The 22,496-nt window shown below is 37.5% G+C and carries 20 protein-coding genes; 3 read left to right on the top strand and 17 right to left on the bottom strand.

Going from position 1 to position 22,496, the window contains the following annotated elements; genetic code table 11:
• Positions 1-33: 33 nt before the first annotated feature.
• The 6 genes from AB2Q86_RS05545 to AB2Q86_RS05520 form a co-directional block, all read right to left on the bottom strand.
• Complete coding sequence (locus tag AB2Q86_RS05545; RefSeq protein WP_012581571.1) at positions 34-1,044, bottom strand: ABC transporter ATP-binding protein; 1,011 nt, start codon at positions 1,042-1,044, stop codon at positions 34-36.
• A gap of 12 nt (positions 1,045-1,056) precedes the next feature.
• Positions 1,057-1,860, bottom strand: coding sequence for an ABC transporter permease (locus AB2Q86_RS05540; RefSeq protein WP_012581572.1), 804 nt, complete (start codon positions 1,858-1,860; stop codon positions 1,057-1,059).
• 281 nt (positions 1,861-2,141) lie between these two features.
• Positions 2,142-3,035 (bottom strand): ABC transporter substrate-binding protein, encoded by an 894-nt coding sequence (locus AB2Q86_RS05535; protein ID WP_012581573.1) that lies wholly within the window; start codon positions 3,033-3,035, stop codon positions 2,142-2,144.
• 155 nt (positions 3,036-3,190) lie between these two features.
• Positions 3,191-6,631 (bottom strand): pyruvate carboxylase, encoded by a 3,441-nt coding sequence (locus AB2Q86_RS05530; protein ID WP_012581574.1) that lies wholly within the window; start codon positions 6,629-6,631, stop codon positions 3,191-3,193.
• Positions 6,632-6,908: 277 nt separating this feature from the next.
• Positions 6,909-8,111, bottom strand: coding sequence for an FtsW/RodA/SpoVE family cell cycle protein (locus AB2Q86_RS05525; protein WP_012581575.1), 1,203 nt, complete (start codon positions 8,109-8,111; stop codon positions 6,909-6,911).
• 181 nt (positions 8,112-8,292) lie between these two features.
• On the bottom strand, positions 8,293-8,574 hold the full coding sequence (locus AB2Q86_RS05520) for a YlaN family protein (protein WP_008947443.1): 282 nt from the start codon (positions 8,572-8,574) through the stop codon (positions 8,293-8,295).
• A gap of 205 nt (positions 8,575-8,779) precedes the next feature.
• Here AB2Q86_RS05520 and AB2Q86_RS05515 point away from each other — a divergent pair, with 205 nt between their 5' ends.
• Positions 8,780-9,010: a YlaI family protein gene (locus AB2Q86_RS05515; protein ID WP_003730090.1), complete on the top strand. Its 231-nt coding sequence runs from the start codon at positions 8,780-8,782 to the stop codon at positions 9,008-9,010.
• A gap of 29 nt (positions 9,011-9,039) precedes the next feature.
• Here the strand turns inward: AB2Q86_RS05515 and AB2Q86_RS05510 are convergent, their stop codons facing one another.
• From AB2Q86_RS05510 to AB2Q86_RS05500, 3 genes are all read right to left on the bottom strand, one after another.
• Positions 9,040-9,909, bottom strand: a complete 870-nt coding sequence (locus tag AB2Q86_RS05510; protein WP_041176498.1) for a DUF5068 domain-containing protein — start codon at positions 9,907-9,909, stop codon at positions 9,040-9,042.
• Positions 9,910-10,086: 177 nt separating this feature from the next.
• A complete protein-coding gene (typA, locus tag AB2Q86_RS05505; protein ID WP_003730092.1) occupies positions 10,087-11,925 on the bottom strand; it encodes a translational GTPase TypA in 1,839 nt (612 codons plus the stop codon).
• Between the two features lie 191 nt (positions 11,926-12,116).
• The gene (locus AB2Q86_RS05500) at positions 12,117-12,890 is read right to left on the bottom strand and encodes an inositol monophosphatase family protein (protein ID WP_012581578.1); all 774 of its coding nucleotides are present in this window, start codon (positions 12,888-12,890) and stop codon (positions 12,117-12,119) included.
• 130 nt (positions 12,891-13,020) lie between these two features.
• Between AB2Q86_RS05500 and AB2Q86_RS05495 the strand changes: the two genes are divergently transcribed.
• On the top strand, positions 13,021-13,635 hold the full coding sequence (locus AB2Q86_RS05495; RefSeq protein ID WP_012581579.1) for a YktB family protein: 615 nt from the start codon (positions 13,021-13,023) through the stop codon (positions 13,633-13,635).
• Positions 13,636-13,835: 200 nt separating this feature from the next.
• Positions 13,836-14,780, top strand: a complete 945-nt coding sequence (locus AB2Q86_RS05490; RefSeq protein ID WP_003722692.1) for a magnesium transporter CorA family protein — start codon at positions 13,836-13,838, stop codon at positions 14,778-14,780.
• Positions 14,781-14,837: 57 nt separating this feature from the next.
• Here AB2Q86_RS05490 and AB2Q86_RS05485 read toward each other — a convergent pair whose 3' ends face one another.
• The 8 genes from AB2Q86_RS05485 to pdhA form a co-directional block, all read right to left on the bottom strand.
• A complete protein-coding gene (locus AB2Q86_RS05485) occupies positions 14,838-15,368 on the bottom strand; it encodes a DsbA family protein (protein WP_003725569.1) in 531 nt (176 codons plus the stop codon).
• Between the two features lie 21 nt (positions 15,369-15,389).
• Entirely contained in the window at positions 15,390-15,662 is a 273-nt protein-coding gene (locus AB2Q86_RS05480) for a UPF0223 family protein (RefSeq protein WP_003730096.1), read from the bottom strand.
• Positions 15,662-16,615 carry a malate dehydrogenase gene (locus tag AB2Q86_RS05475; RefSeq protein WP_012581580.1) on the bottom strand — a complete coding sequence of 318 codons (954 nt, stop codon included), beginning with the start codon at positions 16,613-16,615 and terminating at the stop codon, positions 15,662-15,664. The genes AB2Q86_RS05480 and AB2Q86_RS05475 overlap by 1 nt, the downstream gene beginning before the upstream one ends.
• 128 nt (positions 16,616-16,743) lie before the next feature.
• On the bottom strand, positions 16,744-17,055 hold the full coding sequence (locus AB2Q86_RS05470) for a hypothetical protein (protein WP_012581581.1): 312 nt from the start codon (positions 17,053-17,055) through the stop codon (positions 16,744-16,746).
• A gap of 186 nt (positions 17,056-17,241) precedes the next feature.
• Positions 17,242-18,645 carry a dihydrolipoyl dehydrogenase gene (gene lpdA, locus AB2Q86_RS05465; RefSeq protein ID WP_003725566.1) on the bottom strand — a complete coding sequence of 468 codons (1,404 nt, stop codon included), beginning with the start codon at positions 18,643-18,645 and terminating at the stop codon, positions 17,242-17,244.
• A gap of 4 nt (positions 18,646-18,649) precedes the next feature.
• Complete coding sequence (locus tag AB2Q86_RS05460; RefSeq protein WP_012581582.1) at positions 18,650-20,284, bottom strand: dihydrolipoyllysine-residue acetyltransferase; 1,635 nt, start codon at positions 20,282-20,284, stop codon at positions 18,650-18,652.
• 110 nt (positions 20,285-20,394) lie between these two features.
• Positions 20,395-21,372, bottom strand: a complete 978-nt coding sequence (locus tag AB2Q86_RS05455) for an alpha-ketoacid dehydrogenase subunit beta (protein WP_003722680.1) — start codon at positions 21,370-21,372, stop codon at positions 20,395-20,397.
• Positions 21,373-21,374: 2 nt separating this feature from the next.
• On the bottom strand, positions 21,375-22,490 hold the full coding sequence (pdhA, locus tag AB2Q86_RS05450; protein ID WP_003722679.1) for a pyruvate dehydrogenase (acetyl-transferring) E1 component subunit alpha: 1,116 nt from the start codon (positions 22,488-22,490) through the stop codon (positions 21,375-21,377).
• Positions 22,491-22,496: the final 6 nt, after the last annotated feature.

Here is a 22,496-nt window from a genome sequence, read left to right as displayed (position 1 = left end):
TCCCCGCTTACTATATTAGTAAGCGGGGATTTTTTAAAATTTGGACTCAATATGCTTGTTATCAACCTGAACTACTTGTTCTTCTTGATGTGATGATCCTTCACTAATCAATCCTTTAAAAGATTTACCAGTTGCAACGAGTGAAGCAAACAATACAGTAAGCAGGATTAACACTGTTAAGAAACATTTATCAAATAGTGTTAAGCGATATTTATCTGCATTTGGATTAGGATAAATCTTTTTCTGAGGAGCTTTTTGATGCTCTTTATGTTCTTTTTGATATTTTTTCTTGTAATCATTTGGTTGTTTATTAAACCATTTTACAAATTCATCATATTTTTGGGCAACCTCCTTCGCCTCGCCCATTTCACGTATTTCACCGTGATGCATCCAGATGATTCTATCACACAAACTTTTCATTTGACCAAGTGAGTGACTTACAAATACGATAGTTTTTCCACGAGCTTTAAATTCATTTATTTTATTTACGCATTTCTCATAAAAAGTCTGGTCACCTACTGATAAGGCTTCATCAATAACTAAAATATCAGGATTGGTATGCACCGAAATCGCAAAACCTAAACGAGAACGCATCCCGCTTGAATAGTTTTTAATTGGTTGATTAATAAAATCACCTATATCAGCGAATTCGATAATACTTGGCATCAACTTGTTAATTTGAGAACTTTTCATTCCGTGCATAAGTAATTTTAAACGAATATTTTCGTAACCTGTCAGCGGACCTTTAAGCCCTACTGCAATAGCAATTAAAGAAGTTTCTCCGTTGATAATGACTTCTCCTTGTGTCGGAGGAATAACACCTGACATGATACTCGATATAGTTGACTTACCTGAACCATTGATCCCAATAAGTCCTACTGTTTCACCATCATGAATATCAAAAGATACGTCTCGTAAAGCCCAAAAGGATTGCATTTTTTGACTTTTCGGCATGAACAAGCCTTTAATCTTATCTGATTTATTTTGATAGAGGTCATATTCTTTCGACACATGTTTAAATGCAACTTTAATTTTTTTATCCATCTGTCTAACCTCCTATAAATAATCCACGAAGCGTTCGCGGAATTTCATGTGTAGTGTCGCGCCGATAAATAGTAATGTCAATGTAATTAACCAGAAGTACATCGTGTATGATGGAGATTCCCAAAATCCACGGTTCATCAAAAATGTTTCTCTAAATCCATTAACAACATAGTAGATTGGATTTAATTTTAGTAAATCAACCAACCACTGTGGCAACATCGTCTCTAGGTTCCAGACAATTCCAGACATGTAGAAAAGGACACGCATAACAGATTGTAACATAATATAATAATCTCGTACTAATACGCTTATTGTTGCATTAAACAAGGTAACACTGTACAAGAAAGCGATCATTGCTACAAAATAATACAAATATTGTCCCCAAAAAATCGTAATAGGTGTTCCATTAATTGCAAACAATCCTAATAAAATCAGCATCATCGTAAAATAACTAGTTAGGTTAGAAACAATAGTTATATTAGGTAAAATACTCATTGGAAAATTCATTTTTGAAACCATATTTATTTTATTATAAATACTATTCGCACCTTGTAGTATTACGGCACTAATGAAGAACCAAGGAATAATTCCGGCTAGCATCCATTCAATATAACTTGCATTCGAGCCAGATTTTGCATTCATAGCAAATCCAAACACAAAGTAATAAATAGCAATTTGAATTAATGGATTTAAAATCTGCCATGCTAGTCCTAAATAATGGCTTTGATACGTAGCCTTATCTTCATAGCGCGCAATGCGAAATATCATTGGTAAATTTTTAATTTGTTCTTTAATAACTTCCATAACCTGTTTCACAAAAACACTTCTTCCCGAAAAATAATATGGTTTTAATAACCAGATTCAGCTCACTATTCTTTTATAGGCAACTCCTCCACCTAAAACCACAGACACCTTGTTTGTATTTATTGTCGTCTCGGTTGCCGTATTCTTGCTGTTTATGCATGATCTTCTAAGTGAAAATAGCTCTGCTTATTTGGCAAATTACTTTACTAAAGCTGTTTAGTAAAAAATCCACCCTATGTTAAATTACCTTAAAAGTCATTTTTTGTAAAGCTTCATCTGCAATTATTGAAGAATTAGTTTCCAAGAACGGCCTGAATATCTGCGGCACCTTCAAGCAATCTAGGTCCTGGACGGCTTAATTTATTGGCATCCATTTCATAGATTTTATCGTTTTTAACCGCTGGAATATCTTTCCATGCTGCACGTTTTTGGATCGTTGCTTTGGCATCAGGATAGACAGATAAAATGATATCCGGTTGCAGCTCTACTACTTTTTCTTCATTGTAAGGAATAAAACCGGACTCCGTAACGACATTAGTTCCACCAGCAAGTTCTAGCATTTCATTCATAAATGTACCTTTACCGGCTGTATATAAATCTGGGCTAATTTCAATCCATACTTTTGGAGATGTTTTTAGTTCTTTCGCTTTCTTTTCAATTGCTACTTTTTGTTCTTCCATAGAATCAGTAACTTCTTTAGCTTCTTTTTCTTTTCCAGTCAGTTTACCAACCGTGATGATAGATTTTTCTGCGGCTTTTAAATCTGTTGCATCTGGAACGACAAACACGTTAATTCCCGCATCTTTTAATAGTTGATAAGCATCTTTTTCTGTCGCAAGCATCGATTCATGACCAAGAACTAAGTCAGGTTTAATGGCAATGATTTTTTCTGTATCCACACTAGTAGAAGTTACTTTTTCCACTTTTTGCGCTTCTTTTGGATAATCATCGTAAGCAGTAACGCCTTTTACTTTATCGCCTAAGTCTAGTGCAAATAAAATTTCTGTGTTACTTGGCATTAATGATACGATTTTAGTAGGAGCCTCTTCTAGCGTAATAGTATTTCCAGTTGCATCTTTCACTTCGATTTTCTCTGTTTTCTTTTCTGGTGCCTTTGTCTCAGTATTCCCGCATGCAGTTAAGATAGCAAGTAATAGTACTACGGCAATTCCTTTAAACCATTTCATATGTATGTTCTCCTTTTTTAGAAAAAACGGGTGCGAAATGAAGCGCTAAGTAATTCGAAAAGAAACGTCCTTTTATTACGTTTAATTTTTCGATTTTTAAAGTTTACTACTTTAAATTAGCGTCATATTCCCACCCGTTAGTTATTTATGTTTTTTTAAATTCTGTTTACTTCAATTAATAGATCTCCAGATTCGATTGTATCGCCATCAGACACATAAATGCTGCTGACTTCACCATCGAATGGTGCTTGAATTGTTGTTTCCATTTTCATCGCCTCTGTGATGAGAAGTGGATCACCTTTTTTCACGGAATCGCCTTTTTTCACGACAACTTGAATGACTGAACCTGTCATTGTTGCGCCAACATGTTCAGGGTTCGTAGTATCGATCTTACGGCGCGCAATAACAGTGGATTGAACATTCATATCTTGAATGTTAATTTCGCGTGGTTGTCCATTTAGTTCAAAATAGATAACACGTGTGCCATCTGCAATTGGTTCCCCAATGGAATTTAGCTTGATTAAAAGAATTTTTCCTTTTTCAAGTTCTACTTCAATTGTTTCACCTAAGCGCATTCCTTTATAGAAGGTTGGTGTATCAAGGACTGTTACATCACCATATTTATTAATCATTTCTTGATAATCTAGGAACACTTTTGGATATAAAATATAGGAAATGACATCTTTTTCTGTTGGTTCATAACCCATTTTTTCTTTTAGTTCTGTTTTGACATCAAGGAAGTTAACTGGCTCCATTAACGCACCTGGACGATCTGCTAGTGGTGTACGACCTTTGAGTACTAGTTTTTGAAGTTTTTCTGGGAAGCCGCCGTATGGTTGACCAATTTCTCCCATAAAGAATTCGATAACGGAATCTGGGAAATCGATTGTATCGCCTTTTTCGTATACATCTTCTTCAGATAATTCATTTTGAACCATAAATAAAGCAAGGTCTCCAACGACTTTGGAAGAAGGGGTAACTTTTACGATATCACCAAACATTTTATTAACCACTGTGTACATTTCTTTCACTTCGTCCCAGCGATCGCCAAGTCCAACAGCAATTGCTTGTTGTTGAAGGTTAGTATATTGACCACCTGGCATTTCATGAATATATACTTCTGTTTGCGGAGAGTTAAGCGCATTGTCAAAGTCTTTATAATAGTGACGAACATCTTCCCAGTAATGATTGATGATTTGGGAATTTTGAGCGTCTAAGTTCGTTTGACGGTTACCATTAACTAATCCGTAATAAAGGCCTGTCATGCTTGGTTGGCTTGTCGCTCCACTCATCGCACTTGATGCTACGTCAACAATGTCAACGCCTGCACTGACTGCCGCTGCATACGTATAAATACCATTACCGCTTGTGTCATGTGTATGAAGGTGAATCGGAACATCTACGGTATCTTTTAATTCACCAATTAAACGGTAAGCCGCTTGGGGTTTTAAAAGACCAGCCATATCTTTGATTCCTAGGATATGTGTCCCTTGAGCAACGAGCTCTTTTGCCATATCTTTATAGTAATCAATGGTATATTTCGTTCTTGTATCGTCATCAATATCTCCTGTATAGCAGATAGTAGCCTCTACAACCTTCCCTGCTTCACGAACAGCGTCAATAGATACTTCCATGCCTTTGATCCAGTTTAAGCTGTCAAACACGCGGAATACATCGACACCGGATTGTGCGGATTGCTTAACGAATTCACGAATAACATTATCAGGATAGTTTTTATATCCAACTGCATTAGCTCCACGAAGTAACATTTGGAACATTACGTTTGGAATTTGTTTTCTAAGTGTTTCTAGGCGCACCCAAGGATCTTCATTTAGGAAACGGTAAGCAACGTCAAAAGTCGCGCCGCCCCACATTTCAAAGGAGAACATATTTGGTAATAAATGAGCCATTGCATCCGCTATTTGGAAAATGTCTTTCGAGCGAACACGCGTTGCAAGTAGAGATTGATGTGCATCCCGAAGTGTAGTATCTGTTAAAAGTACCTCTTCTTGTTTTTTCACCCAGTCTACAACGCCTTCTGGACCTTTTGCATCCAAAATTTGTTTTGTTCCTGGAGAGATTTGCGAACCGTACGGAATTTTTGGCAAGCGTGGTTCTGCATAAACAGGTTTATCACGGTGCTTAATTCCAGGGAAACCATTAACCGTTACATTACCAATATAACGCAACGTTTTCGTACCGCGGTCACGAATATGTGGGAATTTAAATAGTTCTGGTGTTGTATCAATAAAGCTTGTATTATAATTACCACTTGCAAAATCCGGATGACGAACAACATTTAATAAGAAAGGAATGTTCGTTTTGACACCACGGATACGGAATTCAATTAAGTTACGACGCATTTTGCGCGTTGCTTGTTCGAATGTCATTCCCCAAGTACATAATTTTACGAGTAAGGAATCATAAAATGGTGTTACAACTGTTCCTTGGAAACCATTACCAGCATCCAAACGAACACCAAATCCACCAGTAGAACGATACGTATCTACTCGGCCAGTATCTGGCATAAAGTTATTAAGCGGATCTTCCGTTGTAATACGGCTTTGAATAGCAGAGCCGTGAATATGAATATCTTCTTGTTTAGGGATAGCCACTAATTGATCATGAAGTGCATAACCATCCGCAATGAATAGTTGTGATTGAACGATATCAATCCCAGTAATCATTTCTGTAATCGTATGCTCTACTTGTACACGAGGATTTACTTCAATAAAGTAAAAGTCATCGCCTTCAACTAAAAATTCAACTGTCCCTGCATTAATGTAGTCAACATTTTTCATTAGTTTTACTGCAGCATCACAAATACGGTTACGAAGATCAGATGTAATCGCATTACAAGGTGCAACTTCCACTACTTTTTGATGACGACGTTGAATAGAGCAGTCACGTTCGAATAAATGAACAATATTACCATGTGTATCCCCAAGAATTTGTACTTCAATATGTTTTGGATTCATTACACATTTTTCTACATATACTTCATCATTTCCAAATGCCGCTTTCGCTTCTGAGGATGCACGTTCAAAGCTTTCTTTAACATGTTCTTTTGATTCTACGACACGCATACCACGACCGCCGCCTCCAAGGGAAGCTTTAATCATTAATGGGTAGCCGTTTTTCTCACCAAATTCTTCTACTTCTTTAATACCAGCAACCGGTCCATTACTTCCCGGAATTACTGGAATATCAGCTAATAGAGCTTGTTCTTTTGCTTTGATTTTGTCACCAAACATATCTAGGTGTTTTGATTTAGGACCAACGAAAATAATGCCTTCTTGCTCACAACGACGAGCAAATTCAATGTTTTCGGACAAGAAACCATATCCCGGATGAATCGCGTCTGCACCAGATTCTTTAGCAATCTCTATTATGTTTTCGATATCTAGATACGCATCAATAGGCTTTTTCCCTGCTCCAACCAGATAAGCTTCATCTGATTTATACCGGTGAAAACTACCAGTATCTTCTTGTGAATAAATAGCCACTGTTTTGATTTTGAGTTCAGTACACGCACGCATAACACGGATTGCAATTTCTCCGCGATTTGCTACTAATACTTTTTTAATTCGATTCATTTTTTTCCTCCTAACCAACACTGATCTGTTCTATACTTTATACGTAGCCTCCAACGGTTGAAATGATTATGTACGCTTATATGATAATCCCCTTTTTTTAGGCTGTAAAACGGTATATAACTTCAATTATAGTATTAAATACCATCAGATGTAAATTATTTTCTTTCTAAATATTTAAAACAATATCGAAAACACGAATAAACTGGCTATAAAACGCCAAAAACATGCGGTAAAGCAAAAAAAGAAAAAGCTAATTAAATAGCTTTTTCTTTATAATTTAACGTCTTCTTGGTTTCTTTGGTTGCTCTTGCTTCGAGCCATCAGACTTGTAAACACGTTGGTATTTAGTAAACATTGAAATATTCGCCACGATACCAAGCATCATCGATAGTACCATCAAGGAAGATCCACCATAACTAATAAATGGCAACGTTACCCCAGTAAGTGGGATAAGGCCACTTGCTCCACCCAGATTAATAAATGCTTGAATCGCAATCAAACTCGCAATCCCGTAGCACATTAAAGAGGCAAATGGATCCTTCGCCCTGAGCCCTGTCGTGATAGTCTTAAAGATAATGAAGAACAGTGCCAAAATAATAAACATCACACCGAACACACCTAATTCTTCTGCAACAACCGCAATAATAAAATCGGTATGAGCTTCCGGTAGGTAACCAAGTTTTTGAACACTTTCGCCAAGTCCTTGTCCAGAAACACCACCAGAGCCAATCGCATAGAAGGAATTAATTAACTGGTGCCCTTCTTTATCCGCATATTCAAAAGGATTCATAAAAGTCGTAATACGAGCTACTTTTGTTGGAGAAACAATCTCATTTCTCACATCATCAGGTAGAGCAAATAGAATGAGCGTGAGCCCAACAATAATACCCATACCAATTCCAATTAATTTCATAATCGTTCGAAGTCGCATCCCAGAAGCAATGATAATACAACAACCTACTAAGAAAATAATAAATGCTGTCCCAGTATCTGGCTGGATGGCAATCAAGAAACATACAAATGCTAAAAAGAATATTGGTGGTAAAACACCACGGTTAAAATCATCGATGTAACTTTGTTTCTTCGCATAGATGGCAGACATGTAAATAATTACGGCTAATTTCGCAAATTCTCCTGGTTGAAGAGAACGCGGTCCTAAAACAAGCCAACTGTTCGCATTATTTACCGTTTTACCCACTAAGAAAATTAGCAATAAGACACCGATGGATCCAAATACAATTAACATTAACACTTTATTATTTTGATAAAATTTAAATGGTAAAAGAGCAAAAAGAACGAAGAAAATAAAACTAATTATAAAGTTCTTTACCTGACGATCATAAAAATAATCTGCTGGTAAACCCTTACCAATTGCTAAAGACCAGCTGGCACTATAGATCATAATAATCCCAAATAAACATAGCACGATAAATACCGCTATAAATGCATAATCATAAGATTTTAAAATTCGTTTAAACATCGGCATCGTCCAATCCCTGAGAAGTTACTATCCCATCTTGTTTTCTATTCTTCCTATTATAAAGGAAAAGACCTTCAAATGAAAAGAAGAATCTACTCCTTCTTTTGGCTCATTTTTTATTTTTTCGCTGGCAAACAAAAAAAGATGCCAGAAAAAATCAGACATCTTTTCAATTGATTCATTATTTTTTGCTCATTGATAGTTCATGTAAAGCGGATAATTCTTTTTCCAGTGTAGACATTAGTTTCTTGCCTTCTTCTGGTTCGATTAGTCCTAGGCGGGTTGCAAAGTTAATTTCACGTGATAAACCATACATTTGTGTATCAAGAACTTCCTCATATGCTGGACATTGCGGTAATGTTAGATTATCCATTTGGACTTTAATCAACTGTAAGATTCGTTTTGCATCTTGTTTTAAAAGCTCCACTGCCTCTTCTCTGTGATCTATCTTTTTATTTGCCATCACAGAACCCCCTATCATACGCCAAAAATAGCGCTTTATTTTCATCTCAAGGAAAAACCTCAAGTAAAAGTTAATACTAGATAATATTAGTATAGCATAATTTGTAAGCCACGCAAGCACGATTCAATTAAAATTTTTGAAAAATTCACTTTTACTCGCCTTTTTTGATAATCATGCTATAATACTTGTGTGAGGTGAAGACAAAATGAATGCAAAATGTATTCTATGCGAACGTGTAGATGAACTAGACAATCGCGAATTTAAAACAAAACAATTACGTAACAAACCTATTAGAATGTATTTATGTCCTGAATGTGAACATCGAGTAGCTATTAATACGATCAGTCGCGTTAATTCTGGCCATTTCAATTTTCATAAACCAGTAGTAATGTCGAATAGTGAGTTAAAGAATTTAATAGAAAGTACTGGAAAATAAAAAATCCGCCCATTATCGGGCGGACTTTTTTATTTTACTGGGAATGCAGCAATAACATCATCGCCTGCTTTGGCTTCAGAAACGCTTGCATCAAATTTATCCGGGTTTGGCACACCAATTTTTGAATCAGCCGCCAAATCATTGTATACAGATTCTGTCATCGTGAAAGTAAGAAGTCCGCGAGCTGTTTTTCCAGCTGTGAAAATATTTGGATCCGCTTTACTTCCTATAAGATGAAAGTTAGAAGGTACAAAATTATCTAAGCTTCCTCCGACAAATTCATTTGCACCAATGAGTGTAATTTGGTCTGCTTTGTACATTTTATCTTTAGAAGAAGTATTTTTAACGGAAATGTCTAATGTGATTACATAGCCATTTTTATTCGCTAAATAGCTTTCTGGATTACTCGCGCTAACTGCTTTATTCGCACCAACAACATGTTCTACTTTGTATTGATTCACTTCAATCGTTAAATTTTCAAAGATTTTTTCGAATGATGGAGAACTCGACAAGTAAGTTGTTGTTACGGTTCCACCAAGAACGGACGATACATTGGATGTTTTGAAGCCTGAAGTAGACAACGAAAAGGCCGGTGTAGCTGGACTACTGCTTTTGTCTGTTGCACTGCTGTTACTTTTGGCTGGTGCATTTTTTTCTACATCTGAGCTTCCTTTTGTCACTACGCCCTTGTCATCTGTAACCGAGTCTTTGGTTGTTGTTTCTTTTTTCTCTGTGTCAGTTGTTTTCTTAGGTGTAGATGTGGTTTTTTTAGCTGTTGTTTTGCTTTCATTGTCTTTGTTGTTGTCTTTTGCGGAGTTTCCACTTGCATAAACACCGGCCACAACACCTCCGATAAGAAGTACCACTAATACTGCGAGAATAATTATACGTTTTTTCATCATACTAACCACCTTTTCTACTTACTTCTAATATACCAAATAGCTATTCATATTACAATAGTGTTACAAATACATTATTTTATTCCCTTTTCTAGCAAATTAAAGCATAAAAAAGCCAAATAGTTTTTAAAGGATATTGCTATCACTTAAAAACCATTTGGCCGATTCAATTATTAATTATTCAGCAGTTTTTGAACGTTTTGCTGCTTTTTCACGTTCGTTTTTGTTTAGAATTTTTTTACGTAAACGGATGGATTCTGGTGTTACTTCACAGTACTCATCTTCGTTTAGGAATTCTAATGATTCTTCTAGTGATAGATGACGAGGTTTTTTGATTACGTTTGTTTGGTCTTTGTTTGCAGAACGAATGTTAGTCATTTGTTTTGCTTTAACAATGTTTACAGCGATATCGCCTTCACGATTGTTTTCCCCAACGATCATACCTTCGTAAATATCCGTACCAGGTTCTACAAAAATAGTACCACGGTCTTCTACTTGCATCGTACCGTAAGTAGTAGATTTACCTGTTTCCATGGATACAAGTACACCACGGCTACGTCCACCAACGCGTCCTTTTTGGATTGGTTGATAGCTATCGAATGTATGGTTGATAATACCATAACCACGAGTCATTGAAAGGAAATCAGTTGTATATCCGATTAAGCCACGAGCTGGAACCATGAATTGTAAACGAACTTGGCCATTACCGTCGTTAATCATGTTTTTCATTTCACCTTTACGTTGGCTGATAGATTCAATAACAGATCCCATGAATTCTTCTGGAGTATCAATTTGAACGTCTTCCACTGGTTCACATTTCACGCCATCAATTTCGCGGATGATTACTTCTGGTTTAGAAACTTGTAATTCATAACCTTCGCGACGCATTGTTTCAATCAAAATGGATAAATGAAGCTCACCCCGACCAGAAACTACCCAAGCATCTGGAGAAGCTGTTGGCTCTACGCGTAAAGATACGTCTGTTTGAAGTTCTGCAAGTAAGCGTTCTTCAATTTTACGGCTTGTTACGTGTTTACCTTCACGACCAGCGAAAGGACTGTTATTTGTTACAAAAGTCATTTGCAAAGTTGGCTCATCAATACGTAGTAATGGAAGTGCTTCTTGGTGATCAAATGGTGTTACTGTTTCACCAACGAAGATGTCTTCCATACCAGCAAGTGCTACTAAATCACCAGCTTTTGCTTCTTTAATTTCGTCACGTTTTAGTCCGAAGAAACCGAACATTTTCGTTACACGGAATTGTTTTACTGTGCCATCAAGTTTAATTAAGGCAACTGTTTGTCCTACGTGCATTGTTCCGCGGAATACACGGCCAATACCGATACGACCTACATAGTCATTATAATCAAGTAAAGATACTTGGAATTGTAATGGTTCGTCGCTATTATCAACTGGAGCTGGAATATGCTCGATAATAGTGTCTAAAAGTGGTTTCATTGTTTCTTTTTGTTCTGCTGGATCGGAATCATAACTTGAAGTTCCGTTAATTGCAGAAGCATAAACAACTGGGAATTCTAATTGATCGTCATTTGCACCTAATTCGATGAATAATTCTAATACTTCATCTACAACTTCTTCAGGGCGAGCAAAATCACGGTCAATTTTGTTAACAACAACGATTGGTGTTAGGTCTTGTTCTAGTGCTTTTTTTAGTACAAAACGTGTTTGAGGCATAGTACCTTCATACGCGTCCACTACTAAAAGAACACCATCAACCATTTTCATGATACGTTCTACTTCTCCACCGAAATCGGCGTGTCCAGGTGTATCCATGATGTTTACACGTGTATCTTCATACTTAATCGCTGTATTTTTCGCTAAAATTGTAATACCGCGTTCTCTTTCTAAATCATTGTTGTCCATTGCGCGTTCTGCAACTGTTTCATTGTCGCGGAATGTGCCTGACTGGCGTAATAATTGGTCTACTAGAGTTGTTTTACCATGGTCAACGTGGGCAATAATTGCTACATTACGAATATCATTTCTTAAATTCAATCTTGTTTCCTCCTAAATTAAAAATCCAAACATTTATCGTGAAGATTAGCCAAAAGAAAGAGGAAAATAGATTTATTTTCCTCCGTCGCTATCGTCTCGTTTAAATCAACTTACCTATTATAGCATAGCTGAGCGGATTTGGCACGATTTTTATTTTCTGAAAACAAGTTTTTTTATGTTGAGCGCTTTCTTTAAGGCAGGTAGTTATCTAATAGTGTTTGATGAATTTTCGGTGCCGCTACGATCGAACTTCCTTTTTCTAACATATTCATTTTTTCGCCGTTAATTCTTGTCACTTTTCCGCCTAATTCTTCGATGATAATTTTTCCAGCTGCAATGTCCCACGGAGCTAAATTAGCAGAAAGATATGCTCCCGCTCGACCTGTAGCAACATCCATATATTCTAGTGAGGCTGCTCCGTGTAATCGTAATCCTCTAGAAGCTTTTACCGCCTCCCACATAGTCGGAAATTTTCTAGTTACACTTAAATTAGCAATTAATAGTGCATCTTCTAAGTCTACGGTTGGATCTAGTTTAGGAATGGTTCTGCCATTTACTGTAGCACCTTTTCCTTTTTCTCCAAAGTATAATTCGTCGCGCGTAACATCATAAATATAAGCTAGTCGCCCTACTCCATTTTCATATACTGCGAGAGAAATTGCGAAGTCACGTTGCTGTTCGACGAAGTTCAGTGTTCCATCAATTGGATCAAGTATCCAAACGATGCCATCTAAATCTGTTACATCCGCCGCCATGCCTTCTTCACCAAACAAACGATGGTCTGGAAAGTGCTCTTTAATTTGTTTAACAAAAAAAGCTTCGGTTTCTTTATCCATATTGGTTACTAAATCATTTCGACCGGATTTTACATCAATGTCTAATGTTTCTTTGAAAGATTGTTTGATTTTCGCTGCGGCTTCCATGATCCATAACCTTGCTAAATAATCTATTTTTTCGCTGTCCATAAACACACCTCTTCGCACTCTTTTTGTTTATTTTATCACAAAAATGAATTATCTGAATAGAACAAGATTCTTTCACTTGGAACTTAACTTCCGTATAATGAAACTATATGCAAAATTAGGAGGAAGACAGATGACTTTTAAAGGATTTAGTAAGAAAGATTTTAAAACAATGCAAATTCCTGGGCTTGAAGCACGTATGAGCGGAATTCAAACGGATATCCAACCAAAATTCAGAGCTGTTGGGGAAGAATTGACTACTTATTTAAGTGCCAAACTAGGCGATGAAATGTTTTTACATATTGCTCGTCACCAAAGGCGTTCAGTTAATCCACCCGAAAGCACTTGGCTGGCCATTTGCCATGATAAACGTGGATATAAAAAGCACCCTCATTTCCAAGTGGGTCTATTCGATAATTATTTATTCATTTGGCTCGCTTTTATTTATGAAAATGAAGAGAGCAAGAAAATCGCTAATCGCTTTTTGAAAGAAAAGAAATTACTGGCTGATTTACCGGATAGCTTTGCCATTTCCCCAGATCACACTGAGGAAAAGACGTATCCGGTACACGACGGACAACTAAAGGCAACGCTTGAACGGTTCCGTGATGTGAAAAAAGGAGAATTCTTAGTTGGGAAAATTTATCTACCAGATGATAGCCATTTATCCCCAGGGAAAGACTTCATTAAAGAGGCAGAAATGGTCCTTGACGAGCTAATTCCGCTCTATAAGGCTTCCCTTCAATAAAAGATGTACAAATGACTATAATCTAGGTATAATGGTAGAGTTGTGAATTACTATGGTTTGAAGGAGTTGAGGAACGTGAAAAAGGAGCAGCAAACAGCAAGTGACCCTGGTCCACATCGAAGTATTCATACAGGTGATTTTTCACGGGAACGAAACTCTAACCGCGTGAAATTTACCTGTTAAAAAAGGAGGTAAAAAGCATGCATCAAATTTTCAAATCAGATGAAAACGGCAAATTAATTGAATTAGAAGAAGTGACACGCAATTGTTGGATTAATATTGTTGCGCCAACTTCCGAAGAAATTAACAAAATTGCCGATAACTACGAAATTCCACTAGAGTTCTTAGAAGATCCACTAGATAAAGATGAAAGTGCCCGGATTGAACGCGATGACGATTCTGATTCCGTTTTAATCGTCTGTGACTTTCCGGTAGTTGATGAAGATGATATTCATTACGCTTCATTTGAAACCATTCCAATGGGGATAATTATTACAAAGGATTATTTTATTACAATTTGTACGATTGATTCTTCTATTGTACAGTCATTTATTAGAAACCGTATTAAGGGCTTTTATACACATATGAAAACACGATTTGCCCTACAAATTCTATATATGATTTCAACTACTTTCCTGCGTCACTTAAAACGCTTGAATCGTCAAACAGATGAAATCGAAAAAGAACTACATGAATCCATGAAAAACAAACAACTATATGATTTAATGGGGATTGAAAAAAGTTTAGTTTACTTTGTAACAGCCCTTAAATCGAATAAAGTCGTACTTGATAAAATGATGCGTCAAAATATCGTTAAAATGTACGAGGAAGATCAAGATTTACTAGAAGATGTTATTATTGAAAATCGTCAGGGTATCGAAATGGCGGAAGTTCATTCGAATATTTTAAGTGGGATGATGGATGCTTATGCTTCAATTATCTCCAACAATATGAATATCGTGATGAAATTTCTCACCTCTTTCACCATCATTCTAACGATTCCAACAATGGTGTTTAGTTTTTACGGAATGAACGTAAAATTACCGTTTATGAATACACCAATGGCTTGGATGCTGACGCTCGGTTTCGCATTTGGGATTGCAGGAGCACTTGCGATTGTGTTCTGGCGGAGGAAATTCTTTTAAAAATAAGCAAAAAGCGAATGTATTACCTAAGATTTTAGGGCAATACATTCGCTTTTTTTATTTAGCTAATTCGCCGTCTAGCAACGAACGTAATTCTTCAGGACTAATGTGCTCATCAAAAATATGTTCACCCACAATAACAGTTGGTACAAAAACAACATTTGCCGCGTTTGCCTCAGCAACAATTTTTTCTGATGCCGCTTTGTTGTCTTGCTCTGTTAAACCTAACTCGGATTCCATATAAGTAGCTACTTCAGGAAGCGTTAGGCTACCCCATTCATCTTGCTTACTATATATTTTATTGATTGTTTCACGGGTTTCTTCTGGTTTGGAATAATCTAAGTAGCGATGCGTTACATTTCCTCGTTGTAACGATTCTTTTTCTTTATCAAATGGTTTAATGATTAATTCAATTTTCCCTGCTTGAATATATTCCGTTAGAACGTCTTTAGATTTTTCATTCCATTCTCTACAAAATGGGCAACGTAAGTTAACGAATGACATTACTTTTACTGGCGCAGTTTGATCTCCTACGTGTATCCCTGTTTCCGGTGTTACTACTTCTGCTTTAATTTGACTAATATCCATGAAAAAAATTCCTCCTCTTAATTATGGTTGCATTTTTATTTTGCTAGTAGTTGCGTTTTTTACGAGTTGCATGACTTTATAGGCCGAATAGCCGCTTGCTTTTTCAAAGTCGATACCAATCCGTTTTTCTTCTCCTTTAGCAGGTACTACATGCTTGAAAGCACGGTATTTGTCTTTGAGTTCTTGCGTATCAATACCTTTTTCGTATGCTCGTTCGATAGCTTCTAAAAATTGTACAACAATCGTCATCTCTTCGGTTGTCCAGTCTGGATTTAGTGGATAACTGTATTCCATTAACTAATCCCTCCTTTGTTAAGTTGCAATATTTCCAATTTCTCGGTAGTTTTTGTGGCGATTTGCTTTAATTCTTTTTGTTCATCATCAGAGAGATTTAATTCAAGCAACTCCCTTACTCCTTCTGCGCCAATGACGGCCGGAACACTAATGAAGACAGGACTTTCTAAGCCATATGCTTCTTTCACTTCCACACCAACTGTTAAGACTCTTGCCTCATCTCGCAATATCACTTCAGTTAATTCCGCAAGAACGGTTACAGTGCTGTAGTGGAAAGTACAGCCATCTTTATTTTCAAAAGGAAAATCAGGAATTTTCGTAATCATTTTTGTTAAACTTTGTAGATTCTCCGCCGTGATTCTTTTTTGTTCTTCGGCTAAATAACTTAAGATTGGTTTACCGCCAAGGAAGGCTCTGCTCCATACCGGAATTACATCCTCTGCGTTATCGCCAATAATATATCCGTGAACATTTTTGGGGCTAACTTTAAATAATTGAGCAATTTCCACTTGAAAATAGGATGTTGCAAGCATGGTACCAAGTGTAATAATTTGATTTGCAGGTAAGCCAGAGAAACGTTTAATTAGCGCGGCAACGACATTACTCTCAGCAGTTGCTACTAGCACATTCCCTCCAAAGCCAGTCGCCATCATTTTCTTCACTTTATCTTTGATTAGCGTGACATTATCTTCTTTTGAGAACAAAGCATTCGACATTTCTTCTTGAAAAAAGACGACTATATCTGCATTACGACACTCATTGAAAGTTCCTGCGTGAATGGTCGCATCTGCGTGGTAGTAACTCGCATAGTTAAAATCTTGTACGCTTGTTTTTGCTTGATCATCAACCAAGTATATCTCGGCCGTTAATTTTTTAAAAAGAACTGTATGAATGTAGAGATTTTGTAGATTACTTCTGCCGATAACGACAATTTTTTTCTTCTTAGATGGCATATGCGTCTCCTCCTCATCAAGTCTCTTATTGTTATTTTAGCATGCTTCCGAGGCAAAAATAAAATAACTTGACCACATAAATAAAAAGCATCGCTCATTCGCTTTGCTTCTTACAACATATTCTTGGTTTAAGCCATTTCACGTCGTTTTACTTTTAAATAATGCGTCGCAAAACAGAAGAAGATTGGTAGGACATAACTGACGATAATAAGTATTATTACTTCTAAAATACCTTTACCGATGTAGCCACCAGTCATTTTAATAAAGCCAGTGATTGGGGTTTCGAGAATTTGTATAACCGAGCGCCATCCACCTGTATCATGCATATGATGAAAGAAACCTACTCCAAAGGCTATAATTGTCAATATAAAACAAATTCCTGCTACTACATACGCAAACCAAAATAGAGCTTTCTTCCATGCTGCTGTTTGTTTCTCCATTTTTTCACCTGATTCAATTAGATTTGACTTGTTACGTTCACTTGTTACATTATACTCCTTTTTTTCTAAAACGGATACTTTAAATATTTCAAAAAATGAACTAAAAACGTTTTTGTGAAATTGCGCACTTATTTATATAGATAAAAAGCGGAAATACCCTTAAAGAGTATCTCCGCTTCGTATTAATTACATATGAATTGGGCGACCTAAAGCTAGTTCGGCTGCTTCCATTGTAAGCTCTCCAAGGGATGGGTGAGCGTGGATAGTAAGCGCGATGTCTTCTGCTGTAATGCCTGATTCGATTGCTAAGCCGATTTCTGAAATAATATCAGAAGCGTTCATTCCGGCAACTTGTGCACCGATAACTAGGCCATCTTCTTTACGAGTAACTAGACGAACAAATCCTTCAGGTGCATCTAAAGAAAGCGCACGACCGTTACCGCCGAATGGGAATTTAGCAGCTTTTACATCAAAGCCTTTTTCTTTTGCTTCTTTTTCTGTTAAACCAACTGTAGCAAGTTCTGGGTCACTGAAAACAACAGCTGGAAGTGCTGTATAATCGTTTTCTGCTTTTTCGCCAGCAATTGCTTCAGCAGCGATTTTTGCTTCATAGCTAGCTTTGTGAGCTAGAGGAACACCAGGAACGATGTCACCAATTGCGAAAATGTTAGGAACGTTCGAGCGACCTTGTTTGTCAACTTCTACTAAACCGCGTTCTGTTACTTTAACGCCAGCTTGTTCTAAACCGATTTCGTCTGTATTTGGACGACGACCTACTGTTACTAAAACATAATCAGCTTCGATAGTTTTAGTTTCACCGTTAGCTTCATACGTTACTTTAACGCCGTTTTCAGTTTCTTCAGCAGATTTTGCAAGTGCTTTAGTAACCATTTCAACGTTTTTGCTTTTCAGATTACGTTTAACTAGGGAAACCATGTCTTTTTCGTATGTTGGTAAGATTTCTGGACCACCTTCAAGGATAGTTAGTTCTGTACCAAGGTTAGCGAATGCTCCACCTAGTTCTGTTCCGATATATCCGCCGCCAATTACGACTAATTTTTTCGGAACTTCTGTTAGTGCAAGTGCACCAGTTGAACTTAATACACGTTTACCATATTTGAAACCTGGGATTTCGATTGGACGAGATCCTGTTGCAATGATTACGTTGTTAAATGTATAAGTTTGAGCGGAGTCAGGGTGAATCACACGCAAGGAATGATCATCCACGAAGAACGCTTCTCCTTCTAACATTTCTACTTTATTTTTCTTAAGAAGGCCTTTAACACCTGATGTAAGCTTGTTAACTACGCCGCCTTTCCATTCTTGCGCTTTTGTGAAATCTAAGTTCACGTTGTCCGCTGTAATACCCATGTTATCAGAGTGTCCAGCTTCTTTAAAACGGTGACCGATTGTGATAAGTGCTTTGGAAGGAATACATCCCACGTTTAAGCACACACCGCCGTAATATTCTTTTTCAATAATGGTAACTTTTTGTCCGAGTTGTGCAGCTCGGATTGCGGCTACATACCCACCTGGGCCTGCACCGATGACTATGGTGTCTCTTTCTTCTGGAAAATCGCCTACTACCATTTTGTTACACCTCCATTAGTAATAATTCTGGATCGTTTAATAAACGTTTAATATTGTTCATTGCTTTTTGAGCAGTTGCGCCGTCAATTACACGGTGGTCAAAGCTCAAGGAAAGAGCTAGTACTGGTGCTGCTACAATTTCGCCATCTTTTACGATAGGTTTTTGAGCAATACGACCAACTCCTAGGATAGCAACTTCTGGGTAATTAATTACTGGAGTGAACCATTGTCCGCCGGCAGAACCGATATTAGAAATAGTTGCGGAACCGTGGCGCATTTCGTCAGCAGTTAATTTACCATCACGTGCTTTTCCAGCTAGTTCGTTGATTTCATCAGAAATTTGGAATACGGATTTTTTATCAGCATTTTTAATTACTGGTACGTATAAACCGTGGTCTGTATCTGCAGCGATACCAACGTTGAAGTAATGTTTGTAAACAAGTTCTTCTGTCGCATCATCTAAAGTTGTGTTAAGCACTGGGAAGTCACGAAGCGTTGCAACAAGAGCTTTCACCATATAAGGTAAGAAAGTAAGTTTGATACCTTTTTCGGCAGCCACTTCTTTGAAACGTTTGCGGTGTGCCATAAGTGCAGTTACTTCGATTTCGTCCATTAAAGTGACGTGTGGAGCTGTATGTTTTGAGTTTACCATTGCTTTTGCAATCGCACGACGAGTTGGTGTTAATTTTTCGCGTGTTTCTGGGTAAGCATCGGAGCTTGCAACTGGTTGTTTTGTAGCTGCTTTTTCTGCTTTTGGTGCAGCTGCTTTTTCTTCTGTTTGAGCAGTAGTTGTTGCTGCAGCTGGTTGTTCACCGTTTAGGAAAGCATCAATATCAGCTTTAACTACGCGGTTATTTTTTCCAGAGCCTGCTACTTCAGCAATATTAACGCCTTTTTCACGCGCATATTTACGTACAGAAGGCATTGCAATTACAAGGCCATTAGGATCTTTTTTAGATGATGGCGTTCCGTTTCCACCTGTAGCTGGAGCGGAAGTTGCATCGTTGTTTGTAAGTTCAGCTTCTTCTGCTGGAGATTCTGGAGTAGATTCATGACTAGCTTCTCCTTCAAAATCACCTTCAAATGTTACTAATACTTGACCAACTGTTGCTACTGTTCCTTCGCTAACTAAAATATCTTTAACAGTTCCATCTACTGGAGAAGTAATTTCTTCGACAGATTTGTCGTTTTGCACTTCAAAAATGGACTGATCTTCTTCTACTTTATCGCCCGGTTGAATAAACCATTTAACAATTTCACCTTCATGAATTCCTTCACCAATATCTGGTAATTTGAATTCAAAAATTCCTTTTCCGCTAGCTTGTGCGGGTGCAGGAGTTGATTCTGTGGATTCTGCTTTTGGCGCTGCGCTTTCTTCTTCGGCGTCGTCTTCGTGACCTTCTACGCCATCAAATGTTACTAGTACTTGTCCAACTGTAGCAACTGTACCTTCAGCAACTTTGATTTCTTTAATTGTTCCTGAAACTGGAGAAGTGATTTCTTCCACTGATTTGTCGTTTTGTACTTCAAATAGGGATTCATCTTCTTCAATCTTATCGCCTGGTTGTACAAACCATTTAACGATTTCACCTTCATGGATACCTTCACCGATATCCGGTAATTTAAATGAATATGCCATTTTATTAAGCCTCCTGTAATTTCTAAGGTTCAGATAAACTGAACCTTAGTATAAAAATATTTCTTTCCCCTTCTAAAACTCCCCATAAGTTTTAAAACGGTCATTATAAATTAAAATGCAATAACTTCTTTTACACGTTCGATGATATCGTTGTGGTTAGGTAACCAAACTGTTTCTGCTTGAGAGAACGGGAATACGCTATCTGGAGCAGCAACACGCATAACTGGAGCTTCAAGAGAAAGGATTGCATGGTCGTTGATTTCAGCAACGATATTAGCTGCAATACCTGCTTGTTTTTGCGCTTCTTGAACTACAACTGCGCGGTTTGTTTTCTTAACGGAAGCAATGATTGTTTCCACATCAATTGGGCTAATTGTACGTAAATCAATAACTTCTACAGATACGCCATCTTTTTCAAGAGCTTCTGCTGCTTTCATTGATTCTTGTACCATTGCACCGTAAGTGATGATAGAAACATCCGTACCTTCACGACGAACAGCTGCTTTACCAATTTCTACTGTGTATTCGCCTTCTGGAACTTCTTCACGGAAAGAACGGTATAATTTCATATGTTCTAAGAAGATAACTGGATCGTTATCACGAATAGCTGAGATTAAAAGACCTTTTGCATCATATGGAGTGGATGGAATTACCACTTTTAAACCAGGTGATTGAGCCATTAATCCTTCTAAGTTATCCGCGTGCATTTCTGGTGTATGAACTCCACCACCAAAAGGTGCGCGAATTGTAATTGGAGCAGTACGAGTTCCGCCTGTACGGTAACGCATACGAGCCATTTGACCAGCAACGGAATCCATTACTTCAAATACGAAACCGAAGAATTGAATTTCTGGAACTGGACGGAAACCTTCAAGTGCAAGACCGATAGCAAGACCACCGATACCAGATTCTGCTAGAGGAGTATCGAATACACGATCTTCGCCAAATTTTTCTTGTAATCCTTCTGTTGCACGGAATACGCCGCCGTTTTTACCAACGTCTTCCCCAAAAACTAATACGTTTTCGTCTTTTTCAAGTTCTACTGCAAGCGCATCTGTAATCGCTTGAATCATTGTTTTTTGCGCCATGATTATTTCGACTCCTTCGCTTCATAGATTGCCAGTTGCTCTTTGATAGGAGCAGTTGGTGTTTCGTACATATTTTTAAGAAGATCAGTTACAGTTTGTTTTGGTGTAGCATCTGCTTCTTTAATTGCTACTTTGATTTCTTCTTTTGCTTGATCGATAACAGCATTTTCTTTTTCTTCGTTCCAAAGGCCTTTACCTTCTAAGAAAGTACGGAAGCGAACGATTGGATCTTTAAGTTCCCATTCTCCGTCAAGTTCTTTTGTACGGTAACGAGTTGGATCATCACCAGAAAGTGTATGTGGACCATAACGGTATGTCATTGTTTCGATTAATGTTGGGCCTTCACCAGCAACTGCACGTTCACGAGCGAATTTAGTTACAGCATATACTGCAAGTGGATCCATTCCGTCTACTTGTACGCCTGGGATTCCGGCTGCAACTGCTTTTTGAGCTAATGTTTCAGCAGCTGATTGTTTTTCACGAGGTGTAGAAATCGCAAATTTGTTATTTTGTACTACGAAGATTGCTGGAGCATGGTAAGCACCCGCAAAGTTCATTCCTTCATAGAAGTCACCTTGGGAAGAACCACCGTCACCTGTATAAGTGATTACAACAGCGTCTTTTTTACGTTTTTTAAGTCCTAGAGCAACACCGGCAGCTTGCACGATTTGTGCACCGATGATGATTTGTGGTGATAATACATTTAAATCTTCAGGGAATTGGTTACCTACAAAGTGTCCACGAGAGAACAAGAACGCTTTTGTAAGTGGAAGTCCGTGCCAGATAAGTTGTGGCACATCACGGTAACCTGGAAGAATATAGTCATGTTTTTCAAGTGCATAGTGACTTGCAAGTTGGGAAGCTTCTTGTCCAGCAGTTGGAGCATAGAAACCTAGACGTCCTTGACGGTTAAGTGAGATAGAACGTTGGTCAAGTACACGAGTCCAAACCATACGAGTCATTAATTCTACTAATTGATCATCAGTTAAATCCGGCATTAAATCTGGATTTACGATTTCTCCTTTTTCATTCAGAATTTGAACTAATTCAAATTGTTTATGAACAGCCTCAAATTGTTTCTTTACGTCGATAATAGCCTTCTTTGTTTTAGAAGCCATTTCGTA

This window comes from Listeria monocytogenes (assembly GCF_041765605.1).
Classification (GTDB): domain Bacteria; phylum Bacillota; class Bacilli; order Lactobacillales; family Listeriaceae; genus Listeria; species Listeria monocytogenes_D.
The sequence above is the reverse complement of the archived record's forward strand: the minus strand, read 5'-3'. Positions and strand labels throughout refer to the sequence as shown.